A 23,573-nucleotide genomic window follows, 5' to 3' on the forward strand; every position below is an offset into this window, starting at 1 on the left:
AGTCCGGGCTGGATGCCCGCCGTAGAACAAGGATGTTCATGAAAATATCAAGCAAGCTGCTACTGAGCTTTTGTTTCATCAATCTGCTCATCATTCTCTCCTCCGCCCTGGTCTACCATCAGCTCGGCCGCATAGAGCAGTCGCAGGATGCCCTGCTGTCACAAACCCTGCCTGCCCTGCAGCGGGATGAAGCGAGTCAGAAGGCGCTCATTGCAACCGTTTCCTCCCTGCGCGCCTATCTCATCCTGGGCAAGGATCCAGCGCAGGGGGAGCGCCTCAAAAGAGAGTGGGAGTCGGCCTGGCGACTCATCGAGGGACAGTCGTTCAAGCCGGAGCTGGCGCAGTCCCTCAAGGGATTCAAGGCCAGTCAGGAAAAGGTGTGGGCGCTGGCCCATACGGAAGAGAACCTGCCGGCCCACAGCCTGATGCTGCTGGAGGCGGGCCCCCTCGCCGAAGCGGCGCTCGATCAGCTGCAATCCTTCGCCAACGAAGAGGTGGCAACCCCGCAGACCGAATTGCCAGGGGATCGCCGCCTGCTGCTCAAGCAGGTGGGGGATGCCTACAACGGCCTTGCCAACGCGCTCTCCGCCCTGCGGGACTTCCTCATCTCGGGGGAGAAGGAGTATCAGGAAAAGTACCAGGACTACTACCAGTTCCACCTGCAGCGGGTGGCGGAACTCAAGCAACAGGAGGCCAACTTCAGCGAGGCGCAGAAGGGGATCTGGGCCTTGTTCGAGCAGATGTCCGCCCCCTTTGCCGAGTTGGTGGGCCAGGTGATCGCCCAGCGCCAGGCGCCGGACTGGGACAGGGCCAACCACCTGATGGCCACCGTGATCGAGCCCGCTCTGACGAGCCTTGCCGATCAGCTGGCCTCCCAGGTGACCCACACCCAGGGCGAGGTGGATGCCATGGCCGGCAAGATGGCCAGTGCCGGCCAGACCATACACAAAACCCTGTTGTTGGCGACAACCAGCGTCATCTTGCTCGGTACCCTGGTGGCGTTGCTGTTCAGCCGGCGTCTCACGCGGGATATCGCGAGCCTGGTGGCCCGTGCCGGGCTGGTGGCGGATGGCCGTCTGCCGGCCGACCCCTTGCCGATACTGCGTCAGGATGAGCTGGGCGGACTGACCGGCTCCATCAACCGGATGTCGAGCCAGCTGCGCCAGCTGGTCGGCGAAATCCAGGGGGCGGTCGGTCAGGTGCAGGGGGCCTGCGGTGAGGTGGGCCGCACCAGCAATACCATAGTGGACGAGCTGGCGAGCCAGAATCAGCGGGTGGATACGGTCGCCGCCGCTATCGAACAGATGTCGGTCAGCACCCGGGATGTGGCGGGCAACATCGCCGAAGCCGCCGAGGCGGCGCGCCAGACCGAACGACAGGCCAGGCAGGGGGGCGATGCGCTGGTGCGCATGGAGTCCACCATGGCGCAGATTGCCCTGATGATCACCGAAGCCAACCAGGCGATGGGGCAACTTCGCAGCCAGAGCGAACAGGTGGGACGCGTCACCGAGGTGATCGCCACCATCGCCGAGCAGACCAACCTGCTGGCTCTCAATGCCGCCATCGAGGCAGCCCGTGCCGGCGAGCAGGGGCGGGGCTTTGCGGTGGTGGCCGACGAAGTGCGTCAACTGGCGAGCCGTACCAGCCAGTCGACGGCGGAGATCAATCAGACCATCGACTGCATCCAGCAGCAGACCCGCCAGACCGCCGAGACCATAGGCAGTGGTACCCGTCTGGTGGCACAGGGGCAGGATGTGGTGACCTCGGTGACCGGTGCGCTGGAGACCATGATGCAACTGGTACAGGATCTCTCCAGCCAGCTCGGGACCATCGCCACCGCGACGGATCAACAGTCCAGGGTCGCGCAGGAGGTGGCGGGGACCGTGGAGGAGATAGCTACCCTCAGTCGTCACTCCAGCGAGCACAGCCAGCAGGGGGAGGCGATCGTCGAGCGCCTGGCGCAGGAGACGGGTCGCCTGACTTCGGCCATCAGTCGCTTCGAACTCAGATAAGACAAAGGCAGGCCAAGGCCTGCCTTTGTTGCTCATGTGGTCGAGACATGCCCGATCCGCTCTCAATCCAGTCGACGGAAACTCTGGTTGTCGAAGCTGCTGCTGGTCTCCTGATTGAGCAGGGTGACCAGCAGGATAGCCCGCTTCTCGCCGTCCGGCTCCAGATAGATGGCCTCGAAACCGGCAAGGGGGCCCGATTCGATGACGACCTTGTCACCCTGACTCGGCAGACGGGCATAGCAAGCCCTCGCCTCGTCGCTGTCATCCCGGCTCATCAGGCGATAGATGAGCTGACTGCTGACCGAGCTCCACTCCTTGCCGAAATGGATGATGCGGCTGATGCCACGGGTCGACTTCAGGGTGATGGGCGGGATCACGTCGAGATCCACGAGAATGAACAGGTAGTTGGGGAACATGGGTTCGCGCACCGGTACCCGTTTGCCGCGGCGCAGCTTCTCGATTTCCACCATGGGGTAGTAGGATTCAACCCCCTGGGCTGCCAGATGGGCGCGAGCGCGAGCCTCTTCCTTGGGCTTGCAGTAGGCCAGATACCATTTCTTCATTGTTCTGATTTTGTCGTGTTGCCGTGCTTTGGGCCTATGATAACGAGGGTAAAAAAAAAGGCCACGCTTGGCGCAGCCTTTTTTGCAGAGTTAGTGATTACCAACCTTTTACCAGGCCGCCCTTGAACAGCTCGGTGCCTTTCTTGTAGACCTCGTCGGTCTGGAAGGACTGGACGAACTCCTTGACCTTCTCGTCATCCTTGTTGTTCTCGCGAGCAACGATCAGGTTGACGTAGGGGGACTCCTTGTCTTCAACAAACAGGCCGTTCTCGGTCGGGGTCAGACCAATCTGACCGGCGAAGGTGTTGTTGATGATGGAGAGATCCACGTCTTCCAGGGAGCGGGGCAGTTGCGCGGCTTCCAGCTCGACGATCTTGAAGTTGCGCGGGTTGCTGGCGATGTCCAGTACGGTGGCTTCCAGGCCAGCGCCTTCTTTCAGCTTCAGCAGACCTTGCTTCTCCAGCAGGATCAGGGAGCGACCCAGGTTGGTCGGATCGTTCGGGACCGCGATCTGGGCACCGTCTTTGAGCTCGGAGAGGGCCTTGATCTTCTTGGAGTAACCGGCGATCGGGTAGACGAAGGTGTTGCCAACCGGTACCAGTTTGAAGCCGCGATCACGGATCTGGGCATCCAGATAGGGCTTGTGCTGGAAGGCGTTGACGTCGACGCTACCGTCGTTCAGCGCCACGTTCGGGGTGACGTAGTCGGAGAAGGTGACGATTTCGACGTTCAGGCCGAACTTCTCTTTCGCAACCTTGGCCGCAGTCTCGACCAGCTCGGTCTCGGGACCGGCGATGGCGCCGACCTTCAGGGTCTTGTTCTCTTCCTTCTGGCCGCAGCCAACCAGAACCAGGGTAGCCAGCAGGGCTGCCGCAGCGGATTTAATGCCCAATTTCATAAAAACCTCCTGTCAGAAATCGACGATTAACGATGATCACATTGTTGAACCAGGCGCTCACCCGCGCTCTGGATGAGTTGAACCAGCACCACCAGAATGACCACGGTGACCAGCATGACGGTGGGATCGAAGCGCTGGTAGCCGTAGCGAATACCCACATCGCCGAGGCCGCCCCCCCCGATGGCACCGGCCATGGCGGAGTAGTTGACCAGAGTGACGAGGGTGATGATGACGCTGTTGAGGATGCCGGGCAGGGCCTCGGGCAGCAGCACCTTGGTGATGATTTGCAGGGGCTTGGCCCCCATGGCCTTGGCGGCTTCCAGCAGACCGTCCGGCACTTCCATCAGGGCCCCTTCCACCAGGCGGGCGATGAAGGGCACGGCGCCTATGGTCAGCGGCACGATGGCGGCGATGGTGCCGATACTGGTCCCGACGATGAAGCGGGTCAGCGGAATGATGGCAACCAGCAAGATGATGAAGGGCACGGAGCGACCGACGTTGACGATGATGCCGAGGGTCCGGTTCAACACCGGGTTGGCCAGGATCTGGCCTGCCTTGGTCACGTGCAGCGCGACACCCAGCGGCAGGCCGAGCAGGCAGCCAAACAGGGCGGAGGCAAACACCATGATCAGGGTGTCGCCGAGTGCTGAGATCAGCAGATTAATCATGGCTTCGGACATAACCCATTACCTCCAGCTGAATGTGGTTGTCGATGAAGAACTGTTGGGTCGCCTCGCACTGGGCCTCGTCCCCGAACAGTTCGGCCAGCAGGAAGCCGAACTTGACCCCGCCGGCGTATTCGATGTCCGCACTCAGAATGCTGATATCGATGTTGAAGCGGCGACTCACCTCGGAGATGAGTGGTGAATCGACGGTGGTACCGGTGAAGCCGAGCTTGACCAGGGGGTAGCTGCCGGGGACGCGATCCGGGCTCATCCGCTCCTGGTACTCCTGCGGCACCTCCAGATGGATGGTGGAGTGGATGAAGTCACGGGCCAGCTGGGTCTTGGCATTGCTGAAGAACCAGGCGACTTCCCCCTGCTCGATGAGGCGGCCGTCGCTGATGATGGCAACCTCGTCACAGATCCCTTTCACCACGTCCATTTCGTGGGTGATGAGCAGGATGGTGAGCCCCAGCTTGACGTTGATCTCCTTGAGCAGGCTCAGGATGGAACGGGTGGTCTGGGGATCCAGGGCCGAGGTGGCCTCGTCGCACAGCAGCACCTTGGGGGCGGGCGCCAGGGCGCGGGCGATGGCGACGCGCTGCTTCTGGCCGCCGGACAGCTCGGACGGATAGGCCTGGGCGCGCGCTTCCAGCCCCACCAGGGCCAGCAACTCTTCGACTCGTGTCTGGATCTGGGCTTTGCTCCAGCCTGCCAGCTCCAGCGGGAAGGCGATGTTCGCGAACACGGTGCGGGAGGAGAGCAGGTTGAAGTGCTGGAAGATCATGCCGATCTGGCGGCGAGCCTGGGTCAGATCCCGCTCGGGCAGGGCGACCAGATCCTGGCCATCGACGATGACCTGGCCCTCGGTGGGACGCTCCAGCAGGTTGACGCAGCGAATGAGGGTACTCTTGCCGGCCCCGGAGGCACCGATCACCCCGAAGATCTTGCCTTGGGGCACATGCAGGCTGACATCACGCAGGGCGTGCACGGCATCACTGCCTTTACCGTAGACTTTGTTGAGACCGATCAACTTAATCATGGATTCTTCCGTGCTAACAGCCTTAAAGCACAGGGCGCTACAGGCGGGTGAATTGGGCAGAGGTTACACTGGGTTGCTCTGCCATTATGGTGGATGATGCTAAGATGTCCGGACGGCCATGTCAACGCATGTTTTGACGTCTAGACGTCTAAAAAATGGATAAGGATTGCCGCTATCTGGCTATGGCAAAGTGGGTCATCAAAAGCATGAATATATAATTCGAAACCAAAACAAAACTTCCGTTCATATGACGGCTTTTATCTCGCAAGTTGTTGTTTCACTGGTTTTAGTCGGATGGTTGGCGCACGGCTCCTGCCGATAGCCCCCAAGATGACATGAATATTAATATCTTGTCTCGTTCTCTTTTTTTCTCATCCCCATGAATTCAGAACAATAAACAGCCAGATTATGTCGAGCCTGCTTTTTATTCAGGGGAAATGCGATGGCAGAAGAGGGCAGATTGAGGCCCATTGATGAAGAGATAAAGGAGCAAGGGCGTTCTGGATTATTGCCCTCCTTCGTCTGCCGACAGAGAAGGCGCCATCTTTGTTGACAGACAATCCTGGGCGGATTGCCCGTTGTTGCGACGCGCGGGTGCGGCCGCTTTGCATAATGACAGGCCTGGCGATGGCCGGGCCTGTCATTTTTTCCTTGTCGGGATCATTGCCCTTGCTGGGCTTCTGCATAGAGGGCGGCACCAATGATGCCTGCCTGATTGAGGCTGGCCGCCGCCACCAGGGGAGCCCGGGTCTCTATCTTGTCGATGAACTTGTCGAGCTTGGCGGCGCTGCCACCCCCCAGGATGAAGAGATCCGGGGAGAACAGAAACTCCAGTCGGGCCAGATACTTGTTGAAACGCTTGCCCCAGCGGCTCCAGGAGAGATCCTCGCGCTTGCGGGCCGCATCGGAGCAGTAGTGCTCGGCAATCATGCCTTCCAGCATCAGGTGGCCAAGCTCGGTGTTGGGCAGCAACTGGCCATTGACGAAGACGGCGGTGCCGATGCCGGTGCCGACCGTGATGAGGATGACGACTCCCTTGCGGTGCTGGCCAGTGCCAAAGCGCATCTCGGCGATGCCGGCGGCGTCGGCATCGTTGAGTACGTGACAGGGCAGGCCGGTCACGTCAGAGAAGAGGTGGGCGGCATCGGTTTCTACCCAGCTCTTGTCGATGTTGGCGGCACTCTTGGCGATGCCGTTATGGATGATGGCGGGGAAGCCGCAGCCCACCGGCCCTTTCCATTCGAAGTGTTCGACCAGAGCCTTGAGGGTATGGGCGATGGCGGCGGGGGTGGCCGGCTGCGGGGTGGCCAGACGGTAGCGCTCCCCGATGAGCTCGCCGGTCTTCGTATCGACCAGGCAGCCCTTGATCCCGGATCCGCCTATATCTACTCCCAACATCTGCATCAGAATGTTCCTTGTTGTGTGCCGACGATCAAATTCGGCAGAGCATGAAAAAATGGCTGTCATCAGGCAAGGATTTGATCGCTCAGGCGTGATCTGGCAATCCTTTTTCGATGCAGCGGATCAACAATGTCTTCTTCCTGTTCTCATCCTGCTGGCGCCGAGCCAACGTTGCCAGCGCCCATTGGATGTGCTCCGCCACCATGGGGTCGGCGCTCTCCAGTGCCTGTTGCAACGCTGCCATGACCTCGCTGCTGGCAAGACCATTGCCCAGCGCCACCGCCAGGTTGCGGCGCCAGCGCTGATAGCCGATACGGCGGATGGGGCTGCCTTCGGTGTGCTTGAGAAATTCAGGCTCTGACCAGCCCCACAACGTGAGCAGGGGAGGGCGATGCAGGTTGGGGCGCGCCTTGAAGTCCTCCTCCGGGCTCGCATCAGCATAGCGATTCCAGGGGCAGATGAGCTGGCAGTCATCGCAGCCGTAGATGCGGTTGCCCATGAGCGGCCGAAACTCTTCGGGAATGGGGCCGTCGTTCTCGATGGTGAGATAGGAGATGCAGCGTCGTCCGTCCACCACATAGGGGGCGACGATGGCGCCGGTCGGGCAGATGTTGATGCAGGCCACGCACTTGCCGCACTGCTCTTTCTCGACCGGTGTGTCCAGGGGCAGGGGCAGATTGATGAGCAGCTCCCCGAGGAAGAAGAAGGAGCCCGCCACTTCATTGATCAGCAGCGAGTGCTTGCCCACCCAGCCGAGCCCCGCCTTGGCGGCAAGGGGGCGTTCAAGCACGGGGGCCGAATCGACGAAGGGGCGCCAGTTTGGCTCCTCATCCAGTGGCAGACCCGAGGCCTGGACGAGTGCCTGGCAGCGTTGTTCGATGCGCTCCCCCAACTGCTTGAGGCGGTTGCGCAGTACCTTGTGATAGTCGCGTCCAAGGGCGTAGCGGCTGATGTAGCCGAGGGCGGGATCTCGCAGGGTGCTGGCGAAGCCGGCTTCGAAGGGGAGGTAGTTCATGCGCACCGACAGCACCCGTTTGGTACCGGGCAGCAGCTCATGGGGGCGTGCCCGCATCATGCCGTGACGCGCCATGTAATCCATGGTGCCGTGATAGCCCGCATCCAGCCAGGCTTGCAGTCTGGGCTCTTCGACTCGCAGGTCGGTATCGGTGATCCCGACCTGGTCAAATCCTAGCTCGCGTGCCCAGAGCTTGATATCTTGGGCCAGCTGATGGAGTTCGGCTGTCGTCATGCTGCGCCGCTGGTCCTCTGCCAGGCAGACGGGCGCCGGGGGAACACGCAGGGCAGTGAGCGGAGCCGCGTCATGGGCCCGGTACAGGTCCGGATCACAGGATGATGGGGATGAGGAGCCGTCATGGTGCAGGTTATCGAAGGTGCTATCAGCAAAAATGAAGGCCTCAGTCTAGCACAGCCCCTGTGGCGCACCGAGCAGATCCGTCTGCTGGAGCGGCGCTGGGCCCAGGTGGAGGAGAGCGACACCTACGCGCTGATGGAGCGTGCCGGTGGCGCCTTGTGCCACTATGCCCGTCATCATTGGCCCCATGGTCACCATTGGTGGATCTTCGTCGGTCCCGGCAACAACGGTGGCGATGGCTATGTGCTGGCCCGCCTCGCCAAGAAGGTGGGCCTCGATCCCCGAGTGATTGCCAGCCGGGCTCCCCACCTGCTGAAAGGGGATGCAAAGCGGGCCGCCTATGCCTGGCTGGGTGAGGGGGGCGCCGTGGTGCTGGCCGACGAGGCCGATTTCAGTCTGCTACCGACGCCGGATCTGGTGGTGGATGCACTGCTTGGCACCGGTGTCCATATCCCGCTGACCCCTTCCATGACAAAGATCGTCGCAACCATCAACGCTTTGGCTGCACCCGTATTGGCCGTGGATCTCCCCTCAGGGCTCAACGGTGATACCGGCCGTGCCATGGGGGCGCTGGTGCGGGCGACCCGCACACTCACCTTCATCGGCATCAAGCAGGGCATGCTGACCGCTGATGGGGTGGATGGGGTGGGTCAGCTCGATTGCGACGCTCTGGGGGTGACGATGCAAGATGACATGGCCCCTGCCGCCTGGCGCATCGACTATCCCAGGCTCCTCTCCTGCCTGCCAGCGCGCCCTCGCTCGGCCCACAAGGGGGAGAACGGCCGGGTACTGCTGGTGGGGGGAAACCTTGGCATGCAGGGGGCCATTCTGCTGGCGGGACAGGCCTGTTTGCGGGCAGGGGCCGGGTTGGTGCGCCTGTGTCAGCACCCGGATCTGCCTCCCGCCAGCCTGGTGCAACCCGAACTGATGGGGTCTGACGGCGATGATCCTGGCTGGGCCAGGGTACGGGTGCTGGGCCCCGGGCTTGGCCGAAATGAGTGGGCCCGTACCCAGTTTGAGCGCGAGATGAAGATCCCGGGCCCTCTGGTATTGGATGCCGACGGACTGAATTGGCTGGCGCAGGAGCCCCGTCATCAGGATAATTGGGTGCTCACGCCCCACCCGGGGGAGGCGGCCCGCTTGCTGGGTTGCACCATCGCCGAGGTGGAGGCCGACCGCTTTGCCTCCGTCACCCTGCTGCAACGACGCTACGGCGGCGTGGTGCTGCTCAAGGGGGCGGGCACCCTCATCAGTGACGGGGGGCAGACTGTGCTTTGCAGAGAGGGCAATCCCGGCATGGCCAGTGGCGGCATGGGGGATCTGTTATCTGGTATAATCGCCGCCCTCCTGGCCCAGGGCTGGTCTGCCACCATGGCGACCTGGCTCGGCGTCGCCATCCATGGCGAGGCGGCTGACCTGGCCGCGGCCGATGGGGAGCGTGGCATGCTGGCATCGGATCTGCTGCCCTGGATCCGCCGTCTGGTCAATCCGACACAGTAACAAGTTATAAGAAGAGCATGGCAAAACAGTTGATGATGACACTGCCGGACGAGGCAGCAACAGTGGCTCTGGGTGGACGCCTGGCACAGGCGTGCCAGCAGGCGACCACGGTATTCCTGCACGGCGCCCTCGGGGCCGGCAAGACCACATTGACCCGTGGCTGGGTGCAAGGGCTCGGCCATCAAGGCAAGGTTAAGAGTCCGACCTATACCCTGGTGGAACCCTATGAGCTGGCCAGCTGGCAGGTCTATCACTTCGATCTCTATCGATTGGCGGATCCGGAAGAGCTGGAGTTCATGGGCATCCGGGACTATTTCGGCGCAGATACCCTCTGTCTGGTGGAGTGGCCGGAAAAGGGAGAGGGCTGGCTGCCCGCCCCCGATCTCGAGATTACCCTGACGTATGTAAACGAGCAGCGTGAGGCCCGGATAGTGGCCCGCACTGCTATTGGCGAAGCCATTCTGGAACGGTTGTCATCTCAGTGCGCTTGATCCTTGTTGTAATGCTTTCCCTGCTGGCCCTGCCCTCTTATGCGAATCAGCTCAAGAGTGTGCGGGTATGGCCATCGCCGGATAACACCCGGGTGGTGCTCGACATGAGCAGCGCGCCCAATTTCAACTATTTCACCCTCTCGGGTCCGAGCCGGCTGGTGATCGACCTGAAAGGGGCGAGCAACGCCACCAATCTGGCGCGCATCGAAAACAAGAGCGAGCTGGTGCGCAAGATCCGCGAAAGCACGCCGGTCGACAAGGGCAGCCTGCGACTGGTGCTGGATCTCGGTACCGCCATCAAGCCGGTTGTGTTCCCGCTGGCCCCGGCGGGTCCCTATGGCCACCGTCTGGTCATCGATCTGCCCTATGAAGAGAAAGGCGCCGCCGCCGCGGCCCAGTCCAGCCCGGTGGGTGGCCACGGCAAGCCCATCGTCATCGCCATCGACCCCGGCCATGGCGGGGAGGATCCGGGCTCCATCGGCCCGCGCCGCACCTATGAGAAGCGGGTGACTCTCTCGGTCTCCCAGAAGCTGGCGGCTCTGATCGATCGGGAGCCCGGCATGCGTTCTGTGATGACCCGTCGTGGCGACTACTTCGTCGATTTGAACAAGCGATCCGAGATCGCCCGCAAGGCCAAGGCCGATCTGCTGGTGTCGGTGCATGCGGACAGCTTCCACAACTCCACTCCGCGCGGTGCCTCCGTCTGGGTGCTGTCGACCAATCGCGCCAACCGCGAGATGGGCAGCTGGCTGGAGAAGCAGGAGAAGCAGGGGGAACTGCTGGGGGGCGTCGGCAAGGTATTGGCAGAGTCCGATCCCAACCCCTATCTGGCACAGACCTTCCTCGACCTCTCCATGGACAAGTCCAGGGCCGAAGGGTATGAGGTGAGCCGCCAGATCCTGCGCTCCATGGGCAAGGTGGCTCGGCTGCACAAGAAGGCCCCGGAGCACGCCAGTCTGGCGGTGCTGAAGGCCCCCGACATCCCCTCCGTGCTGGTAGAGACGGGGTTCATCTCCAACCACGCGGAAGAGAAGCTGCTGGCCACCGCCAGCTATCAGGATCAGCTGGCCCGCGCCATCTTCGAGGGGATCCGCACCTATTACCGCAGCCACCCGACCAAGGGCCCCATGCTGACCGGCAAGGGACAGAAGGCCGTGGTGGCCAGCCAGCCAGTGCAGCCAAAAGCCGTGGCCGCGCCCCAGCAGCAGGTGGTCAACCGCATGCCGGCGACCAGCCGCAGCAGTGATGACGGTGCCCCGGTCAGCAGCGTGGGCAGCGCCTCGGGAGCCGGGGTGATCAAGCCTTATAAAGTCGCGGCCAAGGAGTCGAGTGCATCGGCCAGCAGCGCCCAGAGCATCGACAAGTCGAAGATGATCCGCCACGTGGTCACCCGTGGCCAGAGCCTCTCCCGCCTCGCCGAGAAGCACGGGGTGAGTCAGGCACGGCTGGTGGAGATCAACAAGTTGAAGTCGCGGGATATCCAGATAGGTCAGGTGCTCTACATCCCCCGATGATACCCATCCGGGGGCGTGATGCCTGCCTGCTGACGCCTTTGTCGTGGGGATGACCGCATGGGCATCCCCCAGATCCACTCTCAGGAGCCACCGATGCCGATCCGTATATTGCCCCCCATCCTGGCCAACCAGATTGCCGCAGGCGAGGTGGTGGAACGCCCCTCCTCCGTGGTGAAGGAGCTGGTGGAGAACAGCCTGGATGCGGGGGCGGATCGGATCGAAATAGACATCGACAAGGGGGGCGCCAAGCTCATCCGCATCCGTGACAACGGCGGCGGCGTACCGAGGGACGAGCTGGTGCTGGCACTCTCCCGCCACGCCACCTCCAAGGTGGCGACCCTGGACGATCTGGAGGGGATCAACAGCCTCGGCTTTCGCGGGGAGGCGCTCGCCTCCATCAGCTCCGTTTCCCGTCTCACCCTGACCTCCCGCACCGCGGAGCAGAGTGAGGCCTGGCAGGCGGCGGCCGAGGGACGAGAGATGAACGTCACCATCAAGCCGGCGGCCCATCCGGTGGGCACGACGGTGGAGGTGGTGGATCTCTTCTTCAACACCCCGGCCCGGCGCAAGTTCATGCGCAGCGAGAAGACCGAGTTTGCCCACATCGATGAGCTGGTGCGCCGCATCGCCCTCTCCCGCTTCGATACCACCCTGATCCTGCGCCACAACGGCAAGGTGGTGCGCCAGTACAAGTGTGCCAACACGGTGCAAGAGCAGGAGCGGCGCCTCGCCGCCGTCTGCGGTACCCCCTTCATGCACCACGCCCTGGCGGTGGAGAGCGAGCACAGTGACGTGCGGCTCTGGGGCTGGCTGGCGACCCCGGCCGGCGCCAGGCCGCAGAACGATCTGCAATACACCTACGTCAACGGCCGCATGATGCGCGACAAGCTCATCAATCACGCCATCCGCCAGGCCTATGACGAGCTGCTGCCCCCGGATCGCTTCGCCGCCTACGTGCTCTACATCGAGCTGGACCCGCGCCAGGTGGACGTCAACGTGCACCCCGCCAAGCATGAGGTGCGCTTCCATCAGGCTCGCCTCATCCACGACTTCATCTTCCAGGCCCTGTTCAGTGCGCTGCATCGTGAGGCTGTGGTGGCAGATCCTGTTGATGCACCGCTTGCAGGCAGTGAAATCGAATTGCCATCCGCGCCAAAAATAGAATATCCCGGTCAGGCGCCCCGCCCGGAGTGGTATGGTGCCGAGCACAGCTACCGGGCTCCTGCCACCACAGCGCCAAGGTCGGTGAGTGAAGGGGGAGTGACGAGTGGCGGTGGTTATCAGCCGCCCGAGCCGCCTAGTGCTGAGGCCATGCGCGGCATGGGGGTCCTGCTCACGACCCTACCCGTCGCGACGGACGGTCCGGCTCCTGCTCCGCAATCGGTGGACAAGTTCCTCGACGCCGGAGGCTATCGTGCCCTGACCCTGGTGGAGCAGGCTTATCTGCTGCTGGAGCGTCAGGGGCAGTTGTTCCTGCTCTCCCTGGTGAGAGCGGAGCGTTTGCTGCTGCGTCACTGGCTGCTGGATGCCTGGGGTCAGGGGCTGGCGGCCCAGCCGTTGCTGCTGCCGGTCTCCTTCAAGCTGCCGAAAAACCTGATAGCCCTGGTGGAGCAGCAAGAACGTCTGCTCAAACGGGTGGGGCTGGAGTTGAAAAGCGGCGGGCGCGACACCATGATCCTGACTCGGGTGCCGGCCCTGTTGCGCCAGACCGATCTGGTGCGCCTCTTGCCCGAATTGCTGCAGTTGATCGACAGTGGATCTGACTGTGATGGGGAGCAATTGGCTCAGGTAGTATGCCAATGGCTGGTGGAACAGGGCATCAGCGCCGAAAAAATATATGATTTTTCAACGGCTAGTCGATTGCTGACGGAACTCGTTGCCGATTTCAGTGACCAACTGGCAGACATTCGCATGGTGCGCCCGCTTTCGCTGGCGACCGTGCTGGCAGAATTTGCACCGGACGGCGGCCAAGGGCAGTGAACGACCCCGAGGTTGTGCCTTGTCGCAACTGGCCGGTGCCAGAGGAAGATGAACGTGGCTGAGTTGCCGACTGCAATTTTTTTGATGGGGCCGACGGCCTCCGGCAAGACGGATCTCGCCATCGAACTGTGCAAGGCCCTGCCCTGCGACATCATCAGCGTGGACTCCGCGCTCATCTATCGCGGCATGGATATCGGCACTGCCAAGCCGACGGCCGCCGAACTGGCGCTGGCGCCGCACCGCCTGATCGACATTCTCGATCCCGCGTTGAGTTATTCGGCGGCGGATTTTTGTCGTGATGCCTTGCGGGAGATGAGCGACATCGCCGGACGGGGTCGCATCCCGCTGCTGGTGGGGGGCACCATGCTCTATTTCAAGGCGCTGCTGGAAGGGCTTTCCCCCCTGCCGCCCGCGGATCCGGCCACCCGGGCCGACATCGAGGCACAGGCCGCCAGCCTCGGCTGGCAGGCGCTGCACGACGAACTGGTGCGCATCGACCCGGTGGCGGGGGCCCGCATTCACCCCAATGATCCGCAGCGGCTCAGTCGGGCGCTGGAGGTCTATCGCATCAGCGGCAAGACGCTCACCGAGCTGACCCAGGTGCAGGGGGAAGGGCTGCCCTATCGGGTGCACCAGTTTGCCATCGCACCTTCCGATCGCGCCGTGTTGCACCAGCGCATCGAGCAGCGCTTCGATCTAATGCTGCAGAACGGCTTCGAGCAAGAGGTCAGGGGGCTTTATGAGCGGGGGGATCTCACCCCGGATCTGCCTTCCATCCGCTGCGTTGGCTACCGCCAAATGTGGGACTACCTGATGGGGGAAGTCGGATATGATGAGATGCGTTATCGTGGCATCGTGGCCACCCGCCAATTGGCCAAGCGTCAGATGACCTGGTTGCGCGGCTGGTCTGATTTGACCTGGTTGGAATCTGGTGAGTCTGGCAATCTGGCAAGGGTCGTTACCCGTGCTGGTGCGGCTTGACACTCCCTGTATAATCAGGTTGTTATATTGATCTCCGGTGTTTAAAAAACAACAAACTATAAGGAAAAGAAAGATGGCTAAGGGGCAATCTCTCCAAGACCCGTTTTTGAATGCGCTGCGCCGTGAGCGGATTCCTGTTTCTATCTATTTGGTTAACGGCATCAAACTGCAGGGTCAGATCGAATCGTTTGACCAGTTTGTCATTTTGCTGAAAAACACCGTGAGCCAGATGGTTTACAAGCACGCCATTTCTACCGTGGTGCCGGCCCGTGCCGTCAACCATCATCAGCACGCCCCGGGCGCTGCCGGTGAAGAACAGGGTGAAGCCGAGGCGTGATAGCTGGCGGCGAGCAGACTCGCCAACTCGGATTCATCGTGAAAACTGTTAAGGAGCAAGCGCTTGTTTGACCGTTATGAAGCTGGTGAACAGGCCGTTCTGGTACATGTCAACTTCAGTGATGAGGGTGAGCGGGAAGATCTGGAAGAGCTCAAGATGTTGGTGAGCTCGGCTGGTGTCAATGCGCTGGGGGTGATCACCACCAGTCGCAGTGCACCCAGTGCCAAGTTTTTTGTCGGTAGCGGCAAGGCGGAAGAGATCGCGGACCAGGTGCAGATGCTGGATGCTGACGTGGTCATCTTCAACCATGCCCTGACCCCCGCCCAGGAGCGAAACCTGGAGCGTCTGTTCCAGTGCCGGGTGGTGGACAGAACCGGCCTGATCCTGGATATCTTCGCCCAGCGTGCCCGTACTCACGAAGGCAAGTTGCAGGTCGAACTGGCCCAATTGCGCCATCTTTCTACTCGTCTGGTCCGCGGCTGGACCCACCTTGAACGTCAGAAGGGGGGGATAGGCCTGCGCGGCCCGGGCGAAACCCAGCTTGAAACCGACCGACGCCTGCTGCGGGAACGCATCAAGGCGATTTTGCGTCGACTCGACAAGGTGGCGAAGCAGCGGGAGCAGGGGCGTCGTGCCCGCAACCGCAACGAAGTGCCGACGGTTTCTCTGGTTGGCTACACCAACGCCGGAAAATCCACTTTGTTCAACCAACTTACAGATGCCAGCGTGTATGCTGCCGACCAACTGTTCGCAACTCTGGACCCTACCCTGCGTAAATTGGTGATCCAGGATGTGGGTGATGTGATTTTGGCGGATACGGTTGGATTTATTCGACACTTGCCCCATGATCTGGTCGCGGCCTTCAAGGCGACGCTGCAGGAGACCCGCGAAGCGGATCTGCTGCTGCACGTGGTGGACTGTGCCGACGAGCAGATGCAGGAAAATGTCGATTCAGTACAGACCGTTCTGGCCGAGATCGAGGCGGATGACCGTCCCCAGCTGATGATCTGCAACAAGATCGACAAGCTGGCCGACAGACCCGCCGGTCTGGAACGGGATGAAGAAGGGCGCCCGGTACGGGTCTGGCTATCCGCCCAGACCGGGGAGGGCAGTGAATACCTGTTCCAGGCCCTGACCGAGTTGCTGGCCGGATCCATGGTCCATCACACCCTGCAGTTACCCCCTTCGGCCGCCAGATTGCGCAGTGCGCTCTATCGGCTCAAGGGCATCGAGCAGGAAGGTTTCAGCGAGGAAGGGGATTTTGTCCTGGAGGTGCGCTTGCAAGTGGCCGACTGGAACCGCCTCATGAAGCAAGAAGGTGAGAGTTTACAACGCTTTATCAGACATTGATGAGTTCATGATGATGAGTGCTTAGCCGCCTCGTCATCCCTCGATGTTCGATAGAGATGATATCCATCCGCATGTATTAATGGAGACGCTGATGGCTTGGAATGAGCCTGGTAACAACGGCAAAGACCGTGACCCTTGGGGGAATAACGGCAAGAATCAGGGACCTCCTGATTTGGATGAGATGCTGCGCAAGGTGAGTCGCCGTTTCGGTGGCCTGCTGGGTGGCGGCAAGTCGGGTGGCGGTGATGTGGGCAAGTTTGGCCTCTCCATCGCCCTGGTGGTCGCCGTGGTGGTGTGGGTCGTCAGCGGCTTCTACACCGTTCGCGAGGCCGAGCGTGGCGTGGTGCTGCGCTTCGGGGAGTACTCCCACAACGTGGATCCCGGCCTGCGCTGGAAACCGACCTTCATCGACAAGGTGATCCCGGTGGATGTGGAGTCCGTGCGCTCCCTGCCCGCCTCCGGCTTCATGTTGACCCAGGACGAGAACGTGGTTCGGGTCGAGATGGATGTGCAGTATCGCGTGGTTGACCCTGAGCAGTACCTGTTCAGCGTGACCAATGCGGACGAAAGCCTGAGCCAGGCCACCGACAGCGCCCTGCGCTACGTGGTGGGTCACACCAAGATGGACGACGTGCTGACCACCGGTCGTGAGAAGGTGCGTCAGGAGACCTGGCAGGTGATCGATGGCATCATCGAGCCCTACCACATGGGTCTGCAGATCGTCGACGTCAACTTCCTGCCGGCGCGTCCGCCGGAAGAGGTGAAAGACGCCTTCGATGATGCCATCTCCGCCCAGGAAGATGAGCAGCGCTTCATTCGTGAAGCGGAAGCCTATGCCCGTGAAGTGGAGCCAAAGGCCCGTGGTCAGGTCAAGCGCCTGGAACAGGAAGCCGAAGGTTACAAGTCCCAGATCGTGCTGAAGGCCAAGGGTGAGGTCGCCCGTTTCAACGAGTTGCTGCCCCAGTATCAGGCCGCGCCCGAGCTGACCCGTGACCGTATCTACCTGGAAACAATGGAAGAGCTCTACCAGCAAACCAACAAGGTGGTGGTCGACATGCCGGCTGGCAACAACAGCATGATCTACCTGCCCCTGGACAAGTTGTCTGGCAAGGCGAATGCGGTGCAACCGGCACGTCCGGCTGGCACTCCTGCGGTGGAGCCGGCCCAGCCGTCCAACGAAGGCGCCAACTCCACTCCGACCCCGCTGCGTGGCGGTGATCGTTTCAGCACAGGGAGAAACTAATAGATGAAGAAAATAGCTATTGGTGTCATCGCTGTGGCCGCCATGGTCTGCTTCTCTTCCGTCTTCATCGTCGATGAAGGGCAGAAAGGCATTGTCGTGCAGTTCGGCAAGGTGAAGCGCGTCGATTCCGGCGAGCCCCGCCTCTATGAGCCGGGCCTGCACTTCAAGGTGCCGCTCATCGATCAGGTGCGCAAGATGGATGCCCGTATCCAGACTCTGGAAGGCCAGGCGGATCGTTTCGTCACTTCCGAGAAGAAAGACCTCATCATCGACTCCTACGTGAAGTGGAAGATCGAGGACTTCTCCAAGTACTACCTGGCGACCGGTGGTGGCAACAAGATCCAGGCCGAAGACCTGCTCAAGCGCAAGATCAACAACGGTCTGCGTTCCGAGATCGGTAATCGCACCATCAAGGACATCGTCTCCGGTGAGCGCAGTACCGTGATGGAAGATGCACTGATGAAGATGGCGCGCTCCTCCGAGCTCGGCATCAAGGTGGTGGATGTGCGGATCAAGCAGATCAACCTGCCGGTGGAAGTGTCCAACTCCATCTATCAGCGGATGCGTGCCGAACGGACCGCCGTTGCCCGTGAACACCGTTCACAGGGTCGCGAGCAGGCCGAGATCTTGCGTGCCGACATCGACCGCAAGGTCACCGTCATGATCGCCGACGCCGAGAGTAATGCGCGTCAGTTGCGAGGTGAAGGGGATGCCGAGGCCGCCAAGATCTATGCGGACAGCTACAAGAAGGATCCCGAGTTCTTCAACTTCGTGCGCAGCATGGAGGCTTACCGCAAGAGCTTCGCCGGTGGCAACGACCTCATGGTCCTGAAACCGGACAGCGAGTTCTTCCGCTACCTCAAGTCGCCGCACGCTGGCAACCAGTAAGAGACGAACAATCGATACAAGGGCCTGATGATTCAGGCCCTTTTTATTTCGGCGGGATGAGCTCGCCATGGCAGGCTCGTCCATAGGAGTAAAGAGAATGCTGACATCCATGCTGATGGGGCTGGGGCTGCTCCTGCTGTTCGAGGGCCTGGGCCCCCTGCTGATGCCAAAGGCCTGGCAGCAGATGCTGAGGTTGATGAGCGATCAGCCGCCGGAGCAGTTGCGCCGCATCGGTGGCTGTCTGGTGGTGGCGGGAGCCGTGATCCTCTGGGCGCTGAGCCACTGAATGCCGTGAAGCGGCAGGTCGATGGTCAGGTAACAGACAATAAAAAAAGAGGCCCATGGCCTCTTTTTTTATTGGATGAGAGCTTTTTAGGCGCTGCGCTGGACAGCCATCTCGGCCAGGGTGGCCAAGGCCTGCTTGTGCTCGGAGTCCGGCAGTATGGCAAGGGCTGCGATGGCCTTGTCGGCCTCTTCCCGGGCCCGCTGGCGGGAATACTCCAGTGCCCCGGTACGATCCAGAATGGCCAGGATCTGGTCCAGATGCTCCATGCCATTGCGGTGCTCGATGGCATCGCGTACCAGCTGGCGCTCCTCAGGCGTGCCTGCGGCCATGGCTCGCAGCAGCGGCAGGGTGGGCTTGCCCTCGGCCAGGTCGTCGCCGACGTTCTTGCCCATCTCGTCGCTCTGGGAGCAGTAGTCCATCACATCGTCGATGATCTGGAAGGCGGTGCCGAGGTACTTGCCGTAATCCGTCATGGCCTGCTCGATGGCGGCGGGCTGATGGGTCAGCACGGCGGAGAGGCGGGTGGCGGCCTCGAACAGCTTGGCGGTCTTGCAGTAGATGACCGTCATGTAGCTCTCTTCCGTGGTATCCGGATCGTTGCAGTTCATCAACTGCAACACTTCCCCTTCGGCGATGGTGTTGGTGGCATCCGACAGGATCTCCATCACCTTGAGGTTGGAGAGCTCGCTCATCATCTGGAAGGAGCGGCTGTAGAGATAATCGCCCACCAGCACGCTGGCGGCATTGCCATACAGGGCGTTGGCGGTCTCCCGGCCGCGGCGCAGATCGGACTCGTCGACCACGTCATCGTGCAGCAGGGTGGAGGTGTGAATGAATTCGATGATGGCGGCCAGTTTCAGGTGATCCTCACCCTCATAACCCAGAGCGCGGGCGGCCATGACAGTCAGCATGGGGCGCATCCGTTTTCCGCCTGCGCTGACAATGTAAAAACCCAGCTGGTTGATCAGGCTGACATCGGACTGGAGCCTGGCCAGGATCAGTTCATTGACCGCCGTCATGTCGGCGGCACAGAGCGCACGGATAGTCTGTTGGTCCATAAGTCTCGTAACGTGACGGCAGCATTTACTGCGTTTTTAGCAATGGCGGGGATTCTACACGATTTCACAATGGGTTACAGTTAAGCGTTTATTCACGGCGAGGGATATGCGCACAAAATAAACTTTTTGCTAAAATGGCCTTGCCTCGGCAAATCGTTCTGCGTAGAATGCCCGCCCATTGTTATAGGTTTTTGCGCGTGTCTGGCCTTGAGCAAAAGACACGCCTTTACGGAGTTAATCAAATGTACGCGGTATTCCAAAGCGGCGGAAAACAACACCGTGTGGCCGAAGGTCAAATCGTTCGTCTGGAAAAGCTGAACGTAGAGACTGGCGCTACCATCGACTTCAACGAAGTACTGATGGTTGCTGCAGGCGACACTTTTAAAGTAGGTGCTCCTTTCGTTGAAGGTGGCAAGGTTGTAGCTGAAGTTGTGGCTCACGGCCGTGGCGAGAAAGTGACTATCGTCAAGTTCCGTCGTCGTAAGCACCACCGTAAGCAAGCGGGCCACCGTCAGTGGTTCACTGAAGTCAAAATCACTGGCATCAGCGCTTAATTAGAGGAGTCCGATAGATGGCACACAAAAAAGCTGGCGGTTCATCCCGCAACGGTCGCGATTCTGAAGCTAAACGCCTGGGCGTTAAGCGTTTCGGCGGCGAAACAGTTCTGGCAGGCAGCATCATCGTTCGTCAGCGTGGCACCAAGTTCCACCCTGGCACCAACGTTGGCCTGGGCACCGACCACACTCTGTTCGCAACTGCGACCGGTAAAGTGCTGTTCGAAGTAAAAGGTCCGCAAAACCGTAAGTACGTCAGCATCGTTGCTGAGTAATTACGGACCGCAAGGATCCAAAGCCCCGCCAACAGGCGGGGCTTTTGTTTTTCTGATGAGTTTGACGAAAAAACGGCACGCGGCAGTGCTGGCGAAGACGGGCCCGTCGGCCAGATGCGTCTCGCCCGCAGGGGTCTGTACCACTATAATTGCGTATCGGTTTTTCGAATTGAAGGTGACGGTTACCTATGAAGTTTGTTGATGAAGTCCAGATTCGAGTCGATGCCGGTGACGGTGGTAACGGTTGTGTGAGTTTTCGCCGCGAGAAGTACATCCCGAACGGCGGCCCGGACGGCGGCGATGGTGGCGACGGTGGCGATGTCTATCTGATCGCCGACGAGAACCTGAATACCCTGATCGACTATCGCTTCGAGCGCTTCCACGCCGCCGAGCGCGGCGAGAATGGCCAGAGCGCCAACTGTACCGGTCGCCGCGGCAAGGATCGTACCCTGCGCGTGCCGGTCGGTACCCGTGCCAGCGATGAAGACACCGGCGAACTGCTGGGGGATCTGACGACCCACGGCCAGAAGCTGCTGGTCGCCAAGGGCGGTTTCCACGGCCTTGGCAACACCCGTTTCAAGAGCTCGGTCAACCGCGCTCCGTACCAGAAGAGCAACGGCACCCCGGGTGAAGTGCGCACCCTGAAGCTGGAGCTGCTGCTGCTGGCGGACGTCGGCATGCTGGGCCTGCCCAACGCCGGCAAGTCCACCTTCATTCGTGCCGTCTCCGCCGCTCGTCCCAAGGTGGCCGATTATCCCTTCACCACCCTGGTACCGAACCTCGGTGTGGTACGGGGCGAGAACTCCCGCTCCTTCGTCATCGCCGACATCCCGGGCCTGATCGAAGGGGCCGCAGAAGGCGCAGGCCTTGGCATCCGCTTCCTCAAGCACCTGGAACGTTGCCGCGTGCTGCTGCACCTGGTGGACATCTGCCCGGTGGATGGCTCGGATCCTGCCGACAATGCAGTGACCATCGTCCGCGAGCTGGAGAAATACAGCCCGGAGCTGGCGAGCAAGCCGCGCTGGCTGGTATTCAACAAGATGGACCTGATCCTGGAAGAAGAAGCCCAGGAAGTGATGGACAGAGTCAAGGCCGCCCTCAACCACGAAGGGCCGGTCTACGCCATCACCGCCATCACCAAGGAAGGGACCAAGAAAGTCTGCTACGACATCCTGGATCTGCTGGATACCATGCCCCGTCAGCTGGAGGCCGATGCCAAGGCAGCCATCGAGAAGGTGGAGTTCAAGTGGGATGATTACCACAAGAACCAGCTGGCTCAGGCCGAGGCGGAAGCGCTGGCGGCCTCCAAGGCCTTCGACGACGCCCTGGATGACGACGATGACTGGGATGACGAAGACGACGACGGCGTCGAAGTCATCTACGTGCGCGACTGATCCTCACCTTGTCGCGACGAGACCGGAGCCTGGCAACAGGCTCCGGTTTTTTTATGGGAAGCTCGACGGGATCACCTTATAGATATATTTGCCATGCAGCTTCTTGCCTGTTGTTCGTGACAATTTATACTGCGCAGCTGAACTTAACCTTGTTGAAACAATATGCTAACTATTTGATGTTGAATCAATATGCATGACTGTTTTGGTTTGTTCTTATGGATGGTTTGTCTGTAAAAATATTTATGCTTGAAATGATCCGTTAAAAGCTTGTTTGTGCATTTATTTGGGTTATTCTTGCGCCCGTTTGTCGGGCGAGGGCATGAATATGCAGGCGGCCTGGCTGAAGGAAAAGTCACAAGAAGGCTGTAAATCATGTTGGAAAAGACCCTGCAGGCGCCGGCGGTTCATACTCGCCGCAACCTGCTGATGTTCCTCATCCCGTCTCTCATCGGGATCCTGCTGTTTATGACCCCGGTCATCTATGACGGCAACGTTACCATCCCCGTCGCCGTGCTGGCGAAACTGGTGCAGGTCGTGTTCGCCGATCATCTGGTGGCCATGGTCAGTGCCATCATCACCACCACCATGCTGATGACCCTGGTCGCCTGGTTGTTCAAGCCGGCCATCCTGGTGCGTCGCCCTTTCCTCAACAGCCTGTTCAACGTCTCCCCATTCTGGGCCTGCGTGCGGGTGCTGGGGGGCATCTTCGTGCTGCTGACCTTCTTCGAGGCGGGGCCCGAGGTGCTGCGCTCCGGTGCGACCGGCGGCCTGGTGCTGCACGATCTGCTGCCGGTGCTGTTCTCGGTGTTCATCTTTGCGGGCTTGCTGCTGCCACTGCTGCTGGACTTTGGTCTGCTGGAGTTCGTCGGTACCATGATGACCCGCATCATGCGGCCGGTATTCCGTCTGCCGGGTCGCTCGGCGGTGGACTGTTTCGCCTCCTGGCTCGGCGATGGCAGCGTCGGCATTCTGCTTACCAGCAAGCAGTATGAAGGCAAGTTCTACACCCAGCGGGAAGCCGCCGTCATCGGCACCACCTTCTCGGCGGTCTCCATCACCTTCTGTCTGGTGGTGATCTCCCAGGTGAAACTGGAGCACATGTTCGTGCCCTTCTACCTGACGGTCTGTCTGGCCGGTGTGGTGGCCGCCATCGTCGTGCCGCGCCTGCCGCCGCTATCCTGGAAGAAGGATGTCTACAGCGATGGTACCCCCCTGTGTCGCAAGCAGGAGGCCATTCCCCATCAGCACAGCGTGCTGAGCTATGGCTACCAGCGTGCGTTGACCAAGGCCGACAGCATGACGGATCTCGGCGCCGTGGCGCGGGAAGGGGTGAAGAATGCCCTGGACATGGTGTTTGGCGTGCTACCGGTGGTGATGGCCATCGGTACCTGTGCCCTGATGCTGGCGGAGCACACCCCCGTGTTCAACTGGCTGGGGGCCCCCTTCGTGCCCTTGCTGGAGCTGTTGCAGCTGCCGGAGGCCGAGGCGGCCTCCAAGACCATCATGGTCGGCTTTGCGGACATGTTCATCCCGGCGGTGCTGGCCTCGACCATAGAGAGCGACATCACCCGCTTCGTCATTGCCGCCATGTCGGTCACCCAGCTCATCTACATGTCGGAAGTGGGCGCCCTGCTGCTCGGCAGCAAGATCCCGGTCAAGCTGTGGGAGCTGTTCGTCATCTTCCTGTTGCGCACCCTGGTAACCCTGCCGGTCATCGCTGGTGTTGCTCACCTGCTGTTCTAAGTGGCGCTCTGGCAACTCAAAACGGTCAA

22 protein-coding genes are annotated in these 23,573 nt (G+C 60.9%); 15 read left to right on the forward strand and 7 right to left on the reverse strand.

Annotated elements, in window-relative coordinates:
* Positions 1-38 precede the first annotated feature (38 nt).
* On the forward strand, positions 39-2,012 hold the full coding sequence (locus ACW5W7_RS15550; protein WP_456502291.1) for a HAMP domain-containing methyl-accepting chemotaxis protein: 1,974 nt from the start codon (positions 39-41) through the stop codon (positions 2,010-2,012).
* Positions 2,013-2,074: 62 nt separating this feature from the next.
* Here ACW5W7_RS15550 and rfaH read toward each other — a convergent pair whose 3' ends face one another.
* The 6 genes from rfaH to queG form a co-directional block, all read right to left on the reverse strand.
* Positions 2,075-2,575, reverse strand: a complete 501-nt coding sequence (gene rfaH / locus ACW5W7_RS15555) for a transcription/translation regulatory transformer protein RfaH (protein ID WP_349921159.1) — start codon at positions 2,573-2,575, stop codon at positions 2,075-2,077.
* 97 nt (positions 2,576-2,672) lie between these two features.
* Positions 2,673-3,473: a methionine ABC transporter substrate-binding lipoprotein MetQ gene (gene metQ / locus ACW5W7_RS15560; RefSeq protein ID WP_349921160.1), complete on the reverse strand. Its 801-nt coding sequence runs from the start codon at positions 3,471-3,473 to the stop codon at positions 2,673-2,675.
* Positions 3,474-3,499: 26 nt separating this feature from the next.
* On the reverse strand, positions 3,500-4,153 hold the full coding sequence (locus tag ACW5W7_RS15565; protein WP_349921161.1) for a methionine ABC transporter permease: 654 nt from the start codon (positions 4,151-4,153) through the stop codon (positions 3,500-3,502).
* On the reverse strand, positions 4,134-5,177 hold the full coding sequence (metN, locus tag ACW5W7_RS15570) for a methionine ABC transporter ATP-binding protein MetN (RefSeq protein WP_456502292.1): 1,044 nt from the start codon (positions 5,175-5,177) through the stop codon (positions 4,134-4,136). The genes ACW5W7_RS15565 and metN overlap by 20 nt, the downstream gene beginning before the upstream one ends.
* A gap of 660 nt (positions 5,178-5,837) precedes the next feature.
* Complete coding sequence (gene ppgK, locus ACW5W7_RS15575; protein WP_349921163.1) at positions 5,838-6,581, reverse strand: polyphosphate--glucose phosphotransferase; 744 nt, start codon at positions 6,579-6,581, stop codon at positions 5,838-5,840.
* 82 nt (positions 6,582-6,663) lie between these two features.
* Positions 6,664-7,827 (reverse strand): tRNA epoxyqueuosine(34) reductase QueG, encoded by a 1,164-nt coding sequence (gene queG, locus ACW5W7_RS15580; protein ID WP_456502293.1) that lies wholly within the window; start codon positions 7,825-7,827, stop codon positions 6,664-6,666.
* 123 nt (positions 7,828-7,950) lie between these two features.
* Between queG and ACW5W7_RS15585 the strand changes: the two genes are divergently transcribed.
* The 10 genes from ACW5W7_RS15585 (at position 7,951) to ACW5W7_RS15630 (ending at position 18,520) form a co-directional block, all read left to right on the forward strand.
* Positions 7,951-9,450 (forward strand): NAD(P)H-hydrate dehydratase, encoded by a 1,500-nt coding sequence (locus tag ACW5W7_RS15585; RefSeq protein ID WP_456502294.1) that lies wholly within the window; start codon positions 7,951-7,953, stop codon positions 9,448-9,450.
* 17 nt (positions 9,451-9,467) lie between these two features.
* Positions 9,468-9,941: a tRNA (adenosine(37)-N6)-threonylcarbamoyltransferase complex ATPase subunit type 1 TsaE gene (gene tsaE, locus ACW5W7_RS15590; RefSeq protein ID WP_349921166.1), complete on the forward strand. Its 474-nt coding sequence runs from the start codon at positions 9,468-9,470 to the stop codon at positions 9,939-9,941.
* Positions 9,932-11,455 (forward strand): N-acetylmuramoyl-L-alanine amidase, encoded by a 1,524-nt coding sequence (locus ACW5W7_RS15595; protein WP_456502295.1) that lies wholly within the window; start codon positions 9,932-9,934, stop codon positions 11,453-11,455. Before tsaE ends, ACW5W7_RS15595 begins: the two co-directional genes overlap by 10 nt.
* Positions 11,456-11,548: 93 nt before the next feature.
* Positions 11,549-13,435, forward strand: coding sequence for a DNA mismatch repair endonuclease MutL (gene mutL / locus ACW5W7_RS15600; protein WP_456502296.1), 1,887 nt, complete (start codon positions 11,549-11,551; stop codon positions 13,433-13,435).
* A gap of 48 nt (positions 13,436-13,483) precedes the next feature.
* Complete coding sequence (miaA, locus tag ACW5W7_RS15605) at positions 13,484-14,416, forward strand: tRNA (adenosine(37)-N6)-dimethylallyltransferase MiaA (RefSeq protein WP_456502297.1); 933 nt, start codon at positions 13,484-13,486, stop codon at positions 14,414-14,416.
* 73 nt (positions 14,417-14,489) lie between these two features.
* The gene (gene hfq / locus ACW5W7_RS15610; protein ID WP_011704864.1) at positions 14,490-14,753 is read left to right on the forward strand and encodes an RNA chaperone Hfq; all 264 of its coding nucleotides are present in this window, start codon (positions 14,490-14,492) and stop codon (positions 14,751-14,753) included.
* A 63-nt stretch (positions 14,754-14,816) separates the two neighbouring features.
* Entirely contained in the window at positions 14,817-16,103 is a 1,287-nt protein-coding gene (hflX, locus tag ACW5W7_RS15615; protein WP_349921170.1) for a ribosome rescue GTPase HflX, read from the forward strand.
* A gap of 91 nt (positions 16,104-16,194) precedes the next feature.
* On the forward strand, positions 16,195-17,346 hold the full coding sequence (hflK, locus tag ACW5W7_RS15620; RefSeq protein WP_349921171.1) for an FtsH protease activity modulator HflK: 1,152 nt from the start codon (positions 16,195-16,197) through the stop codon (positions 17,344-17,346).
* A gap of 3 nt (positions 17,347-17,349) precedes the next feature.
* Complete coding sequence (gene hflC / locus ACW5W7_RS15625; RefSeq protein ID WP_349921172.1) at positions 17,350-18,234, forward strand: protease modulator HflC; 885 nt, start codon at positions 17,350-17,352, stop codon at positions 18,232-18,234.
* 97 nt (positions 18,235-18,331) lie between these two features.
* On the forward strand, positions 18,332-18,520 hold the full coding sequence (locus tag ACW5W7_RS15630) for a DUF2065 domain-containing protein (protein WP_349921173.1): 189 nt from the start codon (positions 18,332-18,334) through the stop codon (positions 18,518-18,520).
* 86 nt (positions 18,521-18,606) lie between these two features.
* Here ACW5W7_RS15630 and ispB read toward each other — a convergent pair whose 3' ends face one another.
* Positions 18,607-19,578 carry an octaprenyl diphosphate synthase gene (gene ispB / locus ACW5W7_RS15635; RefSeq protein WP_456502298.1) on the reverse strand — a complete coding sequence of 324 codons (972 nt, stop codon included), beginning with the start codon at positions 19,576-19,578 and terminating at the stop codon, positions 18,607-18,609.
* 242 nt (positions 19,579-19,820) lie between these two features.
* On the opposite strand from ispB, the gene rplU reads away from it, so the two are divergent.
* From rplU to ACW5W7_RS15655, 4 genes are all read left to right on the forward strand, one after another.
* A complete protein-coding gene (gene rplU / locus ACW5W7_RS15640; RefSeq protein ID WP_005304210.1) occupies positions 19,821-20,132 on the forward strand; it encodes a 50S ribosomal protein L21 in 312 nt (103 codons plus the stop codon).
* A 17-nt stretch (positions 20,133-20,149) separates the two neighbouring features.
* Positions 20,150-20,407 carry a 50S ribosomal protein L27 gene (gene rpmA, locus ACW5W7_RS15645; protein ID WP_005911261.1) on the forward strand — a complete coding sequence of 86 codons (258 nt, stop codon included), beginning with the start codon at positions 20,150-20,152 and terminating at the stop codon, positions 20,405-20,407.
* Between the two features lie 188 nt (positions 20,408-20,595).
* Positions 20,596-21,801 (forward strand): Obg family GTPase CgtA, encoded by a 1,206-nt coding sequence (gene cgtA, locus ACW5W7_RS15650; protein ID WP_434665914.1) that lies wholly within the window; start codon positions 20,596-20,598, stop codon positions 21,799-21,801.
* Between the two features lie 372 nt (positions 21,802-22,173).
* Entirely contained in the window at positions 22,174-23,544 is a 1,371-nt protein-coding gene (locus tag ACW5W7_RS15655; RefSeq protein ID WP_349921176.1) for a YjiH family protein, read from the forward strand.
* The last annotated feature ends 29 nt before the right edge of the window (positions 23,545-23,573 follow it).

It is taken from the genome of Aeromonas intestinalis (assembly GCF_054052485.1).

Coding starts and splice junctions, on each gene's coding strand:
- ACW5W7_RS15550 (WP_456502291.1), top strand. CDS start 39: ATGAAAATATCAAGCAAGCTGCTACTGAGCTTTTGTTTCATCAATCTG.
- rfaH (WP_349921159.1), bottom strand. CDS start 2,575: ATGAAGAAATGGTATCTGGCCTACTGCAAGCCCAAGGAAGAGGCTCGC.
- metQ (WP_349921160.1), bottom strand. CDS start 3,473: ATGAAATTGGGCATTAAATCCGCTGCGGCAGCCCTGCTGGCTACCCTG.
- ACW5W7_RS15565 (WP_349921161.1), bottom strand. CDS start 4,153: ATGTCCGAAGCCATGATTAATCTGCTGATCTCAGCACTCGGCGACACC.
- metN (WP_456502292.1), bottom strand. CDS start 5,177: ATGATTAAGTTGATCGGTCTCAACAAAGTCTACGGTAAAGGCAGTGAT.
- ppgK (WP_349921163.1), bottom strand. CDS start 6,581: ATGCAGATGTTGGGAGTAGATATAGGCGGATCCGGGATCAAGGGCTGC.
- queG (WP_456502293.1), bottom strand. CDS start 7,827: ATGACGACAGCCGAACTCCATCAGCTGGCCCAAGATATCAAGCTCTGG.
- ACW5W7_RS15585 (WP_456502294.1), top strand. CDS start 7,951: ATGGTGCAGGTTATCGAAGGTGCTATCAGCAAAAATGAAGGCCTCAGT.
- tsaE (WP_349921166.1), top strand. CDS start 9,468: ATGGCAAAACAGTTGATGATGACACTGCCGGACGAGGCAGCAACAGTG.
- mutL (WP_456502296.1), top strand. CDS start 11,549: ATGCCGATCCGTATATTGCCCCCCATCCTGGCCAACCAGATTGCCGCA.
- miaA (WP_456502297.1), top strand. CDS start 13,484: ATGAACGTGGCTGAGTTGCCGACTGCAATTTTTTTGATGGGGCCGACG.
- hfq (WP_011704864.1), top strand. CDS start 14,490: ATGGCTAAGGGGCAATCTCTCCAAGACCCGTTTTTGAATGCGCTGCGC.
- hflK (WP_349921171.1), top strand. CDS start 16,195: ATGGCTTGGAATGAGCCTGGTAACAACGGCAAAGACCGTGACCCTTGG.
- hflC (WP_349921172.1), top strand. CDS start 17,350: ATGAAGAAAATAGCTATTGGTGTCATCGCTGTGGCCGCCATGGTCTGC.
- ACW5W7_RS15630 (WP_349921173.1), top strand. CDS start 18,332: ATGCTGACATCCATGCTGATGGGGCTGGGGCTGCTCCTGCTGTTCGAG.
- ispB (WP_456502298.1), bottom strand. CDS start 19,578: ATGGACCAACAGACTATCCGTGCGCTCTGTGCCGCCGACATGACGGCG.
- rplU (WP_005304210.1), top strand. CDS start 19,821: ATGTACGCGGTATTCCAAAGCGGCGGAAAACAACACCGTGTGGCCGAA.
- rpmA (WP_005911261.1), top strand. CDS start 20,150: ATGGCACACAAAAAAGCTGGCGGTTCATCCCGCAACGGTCGCGATTCT.
- cgtA (WP_434665914.1), top strand. CDS start 20,596: ATGAAGTTTGTTGATGAAGTCCAGATTCGAGTCGATGCCGGTGACGGT.
- ACW5W7_RS15655 (WP_349921176.1), top strand. CDS start 22,174: ATGTTGGAAAAGACCCTGCAGGCGCCGGCGGTTCATACTCGCCGCAAC.